5 protein-coding genes are annotated in these 6150 nt (G+C 70.3%); all 5 read left to right on the top strand.

The features are described 5' to 3' along the window. Positions 1-128 precede the first annotated feature (128 nt). Positions 129-1388, top strand: coding sequence for a multidrug effflux MFS transporter (locus QN345_RS14480; RefSeq protein ID WP_241984983.1), 1260 nt, complete (start codon positions 129-131; stop codon positions 1386-1388). 151 nt (positions 1389-1539) lie between these two features. Then, positions 1540-2796, top strand: coding sequence for a multidrug effflux MFS transporter (locus QN345_RS14475; RefSeq protein WP_241975172.1), 1257 nt, complete (start codon positions 1540-1542; stop codon positions 2794-2796). Positions 2797-2933: 137 nt separating this feature from the next. Then, positions 2934-3680: a phosphatase PAP2 family protein gene (locus QN345_RS14470; protein WP_322188487.1), complete on the top strand. Its 747-nt coding sequence runs from the start codon at positions 2934-2936 to the stop codon at positions 3678-3680. 108 nt (positions 3681-3788) lie between these two features. Continuing rightward, complete coding sequence (locus QN345_RS14465; protein ID WP_322188486.1) at positions 3789-5090, top strand: saccharopine dehydrogenase family protein; 1302 nt, start codon at positions 3789-3791, stop codon at positions 5088-5090. Next, positions 5087-6150 (top strand): FAD-dependent oxidoreductase (locus tag QN345_RS14460; RefSeq protein ID WP_323508794.1); only part of this gene is annotated, 1064 nt, incomplete at its 3' end. The genes QN345_RS14465 and QN345_RS14460, both read left to right, overlap by 4 nt.

Here is a 6150-nt window from a genome sequence, read left to right as displayed (position 1 = left end):
CTGGCAAGACAATAGTGGAGCGCGCGGGTGGCAGATTAATGGCGGAGTGTTGTCCTTCCCAGCCAGTGCTGCACCCAGCATGCGTCCCAGCGCCAGCCCCCAGCACCCACAGTGAGGACACGTCCGCCGTGAGCACCGCCACCGCCCCCATTTCCGTCGTCCGGCATCCCGGAGATGCCCTGACCCGGCCGCAGCGCCTGGTCTACGTGCTCGTGCTCGGAGCCCTCACCGCGCTCGGCCCGTTCACGATCGACCTCTACCTGCCCGCGTTCCCCACGCTCGAGAGCGAACTCGGCGTCTCCGCTGCGGCCATCCAGCTCACCCTGACCGGGACCATGATCGGCTTCGGCTTCGGCCAGCTCGTCGTCGGGCCGTGGAGCGACCGGGTCGGTCGGCGCCTGCCTCTGCTCCTCGCGACCGGGTTCCATATCCTTGCCAGCGTCGGCGCCGCACTGTCCCAGGACATCGTCTGGCTCGGCGTCTTCCGGGTGCTGATGGGCTTCGGCGCGGCGGCGGGCGCGGTCGTCGCCCTCGCGATGGTGCGTGACCTGTTCGGCGGCAAGCCGCTCGTGCGGATGCTGTCCCGGCTCGCCCTGGTCAGCGGGCTCGCCCCCGTGCTCGCCCCGGTGATCGGGTCGCAGCTCCTCCTCGTGATGAGCTGGCGCGGCATCTTCTGGGTGCTCGCCGGCTACGGCGTCGTCGTCGTGGTTGCGGTCGCGTTCCTGATCGTCGAAACCCTCCCGACGCTGGAACGCCACGCCTCAGGGCACAACACGCTCGCCCAGCGCTACCGGGCCGTGCTCGGCGACCGTACCTTCGTCGGGGTCGCGATCATCGGGGCGATGACCTTCACCGGGCTGTTCTCCTACCTCTCCGCCTCGCCATTCCTGTTCCAGCAGGTGTACGCGTTCAGCCCGCAGCAGTACGGCGTGCTGTTCGCGGTGAACTCCCTCGGCATCGTCGCGGGCGTGCAGCTCTCCTCTGTGCTGATGCACCGTTTCAACGTCGCCCCGCAGTGGATCATCGCCGTATCGACGATCGTGCTGCTCACGGCGGCGATGGCGATCCTCGTGCTCGACCGCGCCGGCGCCGGCCTCTGGGGCACCCTCGTTCCGCTCTGGGTGTTCATCGCCGCGTGCGGCTTCACCTTCCCGTCGGCGCAGGTGATCGCGCTGGATGCGCACGGTCACGAGGCCGGGACCGCCGCGTCGCTGCTCGGCGCGGCCAACTTCGGGGTCGCGGGGCTGATCTCCCCGATCGTCGGACTGCTCGGGGTGGGCACCGCCGTGCCGATGTCCGCGGTCATGGGCGTGACGGCCGTTGTCTCGATCGTCGTGCTGTGGACCCTCGTGCGGCCGCGGTCGCTCGGGACGCTCGACGCGGCCTGAACCGCGCGGCCCGCGCCGGGCGCGACGTAGGCTGGACGCAGGTGCGACCTGGCACCCTGGGGACTCTCGATGCAGCCGGACCCGGCCCGCGGCATCCTGACTCGCGGGAAACCGAGCAAAGGACCCCGCCCTGACCACCGAATCACTGACCGTGATCACCGCCGCAGACCTGCGGGCGACCGGGAGGCACCCGGGTGATGCGCTGTCCCGCGGGCAGCGGCTCGTCTACGTACTCATTCTCGGCGCGCTCACGGCGCTCGGCCCGTTCACGATCGACCTGTACCTTCCCGCGTTCCCGACACTGCAGAGCGAGCTCGGCGTCTCGGCGGCCGCCATCCAGCTCACCCTGACCGGCACCATGGTCGGGTTCGGGCTCGGCCAGCTCATCGTCGGGCCGTGGAGCGACAAGGTCGGCCGCCGACTGCCGCTCATGCTCGCGGCCGGCTTCCACATTGCGAGCAGCGTCGGCGCCGCGCTCTCGCCCGACATCGTCTGGCTCGGTGTCTTCCGCGTGCTGATGGGCTTCGGCGCCGCGGCGGGCGTCGTCGTCGCCCTCGCCATGGTGCGCGACCTGTTCGGCGGCAAGCCGCTCGTGCGGATGCTGTCCCGACTGGCCCTGATCAGCGGACTCGCGCCCGTGGTCGCGCCTGTTCTCGGCTCGCAGCTGCTGCTCGTGATGAACTGGCGCGGCATCTTCATCGTTCTCGCCGGGTACGGCGCTGTCGTGATCGCCGCGGTCGCCATCTGGATCGTCGAGACCCGGCCGGTGAACGAGCGCCACCACGCCGGGCACAGCACCCTCGGCCAGCGTTACCGGGCGGTGCTCGGCGACCGCACCTTCGTCGGGGTCGCGATCGTCGGCGCGATGACCTTCACCGGGCTGTTCTCCTACCTGTCTGCGTCGTCGTTCCTGTTCCAGCAGGTCTACGCGTTCACGCCGCAGCAATACGGGGTGCTGTTCGCGGCGAACTCCCTCGGCATCGTCGTCGGGGTGCAGACGAGCTCCCGGCTGATGCACCGCCACAACGTCGCCCCGCAGTGGATCCTGGCCTGCTCGACCGCCGCGCTCGCCGTGTTCGCGACCCTGATGCTCGTGCTCGGCCTCGTCGACGCCGGGCTCTGGGGCGTGATCGTGCCGCTCTGGTTCTTCATCGCGGCGTGCGGATTCACCTTCCCCTCCGTGCAGGTGATCGCGCTCAACGCGCATCCGCACGAAGCGGGCACGGCGGCGTCCCTCCTCGGGGCGGGCAACTACGGGCTCGCGGGTCTCGTCTCGCCGGTCGTCGGGATGCTCGGGGTCTCGACCGCGGTGCCGATGGCCGCGGTCATGCTCGGGACCGCGCTCGCATCGGTGTGTTCCCTGTGGTTCGTGTTGCGCCCGCGGACGGTCCCGCGCCTCGCCCACTGAGCGCGCCCGCCGGGCAGCTGCGGCCGGTGCGGGCAGCTGCGGCCGGTGCGGACGACTGTGGCTCGCGCACGGGAAACAGGTGTCCGTGGCGGGAACGGGTGCGGGGGTCCGCCCCGAGGTCGGCCTAACATGGCCTGATGGACGATGACAGCGCCCCCGCACCCGAGCCAGACCCTGCACCCGCCGTCGCCCCGGAAACCGCGGCGGCCCCGGCGGCGCGACGCGTCGCCCGGCGCTGGCCTCTCCTCAGCGGTCTCGTGGCGGTACTCCTTGCCGCGGGCCTCGGCGCCCTGATCGTCTTTCGCGACAACGGGAATCCGCTCGTTATCGACACAGAGTGGATGGCCGAGATCATCGAGCACCGGGCGCCGATCTGGGAGTACGCCTCGCTCGTGATGAACTTCCTCGGCGCGGGAATCGCCGGGGTCGTGATCATCCCGGTCCTGATCCTGGTGGGACTGCTCCTGCTGAAACGTCCCTGGGCGGCGGGCTACTTCCTGGTGGCAACGATCGTCAGTTCCGGGCTCGTGCAACTTCTCAAGAACCTGTTCGGCCGCGCCCGCCCTCAGGACATGCTGGTCACCAGCGATTTCGGTTCATTCCCCTCCGGGCATGTAGCGAATGCGGCGACGATGGTCGTCTGCCTCGCCCTGATCTTCCCGAAAGTGTGGGTCTGGGTGGCCGGCGCGGTCTGGGCCGTCGCGATGATGGTCAGCCGCACCTACCTCGGCGCGCACTGGCTCACCGACACCATCGGCGGCCTGCTGCTCGGCATCGGCGTCGCCGTGCTGCTCTGGGCGCCCCTCGCCGCGAAACTGGACGGCGAGCGCCGGCTGGCCCGCCGGCATCCGCCCGCCCCAGAACCGGTTCGGCACCCCTTGTGAGGCTTGTGTACCCGGGACGGGTGTTTCGGGCCGTTTGAGGTGAAAATTCCGTCGAATTGGTCGGGATGCGGGGCAGACAACGGCGGATGAGCGCGGTAGCGTCATCGAATGAGAATCCTCCTTGTCGGGGCGGGCGGCGTCGGAGACGCGTTCGCGAAGATCATCGCCCGCCGGTCGTTCTTCGAGCGGGTGATCGTGAGCGACTACGACATCGGCCGGGCGGAACGGACGATCGCCGCCGTCGCAGCGAAGTACGGTGACGAGAGCGCGGCCCGGTTCACAGCGGCCCAGATCGATGCGGGGGATCCGGACCGCGTCGCATCCGTCGCCCGGGAACACGGCGCGACGCACGTGATGAACGCGGTCGAGCCGAAGTTCGTGCCGAGCGTGTTCGCCGGGGCGCTCGCCGCAGGCTGCGACTACCTCGACATGGCGGCGAGCCTTTCCGAACCGCACCCGACCGACCCGTACCACGAGACCGGCGTCAAGCTCGGCGACGACCAGTTCGCGCTCGCCGCAGACTGGGAGACCGCCGGGCGGCTCGCCCTCGTCGGGATGGGCGTCGAGCCGGGGCTGTCCGACGTGTTCGCCCGGTACGCCGCAGACCACCTGTTCAGCGAGATCGACGAGCTCGGTACCCGCGACGGCGCCAATCTCGTCGTGCGCGACGAGTCCGGTGCCGAGATCTTCGCGCCCTCGTTCAGCATCTGGACCACGATCGAGGAGTGCCTGAACCCGCCGGTGATCTTCGAGAAGGACCGCGGCTGGTTCACGACGCAGCCGTTCAGCGAACCGGAGATCTTCGACTTCCCGGAGGGGATCGGCCCGGTCGAGTGCGTGAACGTCGAGCACGAAGAGGTGTTGCTGATGCCGCGCTGGCTCGACGCGAAGCGGGTCACCTTCAAGTACGGGCTTGGTGAGGAGTTCATCGGCGTGTTGCAGACCCTGCACCGCCTCGGCCTCGACAGCGTGACCCCGGTGCGGGTGCGCAGTGAGTCCGGGCCCGTGTGGGTCGCGCCCCGCGACGTCGTCGCGGCGAGCCTGCCCGACCCGGCCACGATCGGACCCCGGATGACCGGGAAGACCTGCGCCGGGGTCTGGGTCACGGGCACAGGGGTCGACGGGGAGCCGCGCGAGGTGTACCTGTACCACGTGAGCGACAACGAGTGGACGATGCGCGAGTACGACGCCCAGTGCGTGGTCTGGCAGACCGCCCTCAACCCGGTGATCGCCCTCGAACTGCTCGCGACCGGCGCCTGGAGCGGACTCGGTGTGCTCGGTCCCGAGGCGTTCGACGCGAAACCGTTCCTCGACCTGATGAGCGCGAGCGAGGAATCCGGTGGATATGGCGAGCCCTGGGGGATGGAAGACCGGCTGGTGCGGCCCGCTTCCGCGGCCGACCCGGCATGATCAACGGCGAGGTCTCGTTCTGGTGGAACCAGCTCGGCCGGCCGACGCAGCGTCCGCCGCTACCCGGTGCTCTCCGCGCCGACGTCTGCATCGTCGGCGCCGGCTACACCGGACTCTGGACCGCCTACTACCTGAAGAAGGCGGCGCCCGGCCTGCGCATCGTGATCCTCGAGCAGCGTTTCGCCGGTTACGGGGCCTCCGGGCGGAACGGCGGCTGGCTGACGAACTCGATCACGGGAGGACGCGAGCAGTATGTCGCCACCCACGGGCGGGACTCCGCGGCCCGGTTCCAGACCGCGATGAACGACACCGTCGACGAGGTGATCCGGGTCGCCGCCGCCGAGGGCATCGACGCCGACATCGTCAAGGGCGGCGAGTTCACCGTTGCGTGCGACGTGCCCCAGCAGCGGCGGCTCGAGGCGAGCGCCCGGGCCGAACAGGAGTGGGCGGAAACGGATGTCGAGCTCCTGACGGCTGCGGAGGCATCCGCTCGCGTGAACGTCGTCGGAGCCACGGGAGCGATGTGGCACCCGCACTGCGCTCGCATCCACCCGGCGAAACTCGCCGCCGGACTCGCCGGGGTCGTCGAGGCACTCGGCGTCGAGATCTACGAGGACACCACCGTGACCGAGATCACGCCGCACCGCGCGGTCACGGCGCGCGGGGTCGTCGCCGCCGACGTCGTCGTGCGGGCGACCGAAGGCTTCACCGCGGGACTGCGCGGCCTGCACCGGGCCTGGCTGCCGATGAACTCGTCGCTGATCGCGACGGCGCCGCTCGCGCCGGCGGTCTGGGAGAGCATCGGCTGGGACGCTTGCGAGACCCTCGGCGACATGGCGCACGCCTACATGTACGCCCAGCGCACCGCCGACGACCGCATCGCGATCGGCGGCCGCGGGGTGCCGTACCGGTTCGGGTCGCGGACGGACTCCGACGGGCACACCCCTGCGGGCACGGTCGACGCGCTGCGCGGCATCCTCAACCGGTTCTTCCCCGCGACGACAGGGGTGACGATCGACCACGCCTGGTCCGGCGTGCTCGGGGTTCCTCGGGACTGGGC

Source organism: Cryobacterium sp. 10I1, from assembly GCF_035019805.1.
In the GTDB taxonomy this organism is placed as follows: domain Bacteria; phylum Actinomycetota; class Actinomycetes; order Actinomycetales; family Microbacteriaceae; genus Cryobacterium; species Cryobacterium glucosi.
The sequence above is the reverse complement of the archived record's forward strand: the minus strand, read 5'-3'. Positions and strand labels throughout refer to the sequence as shown.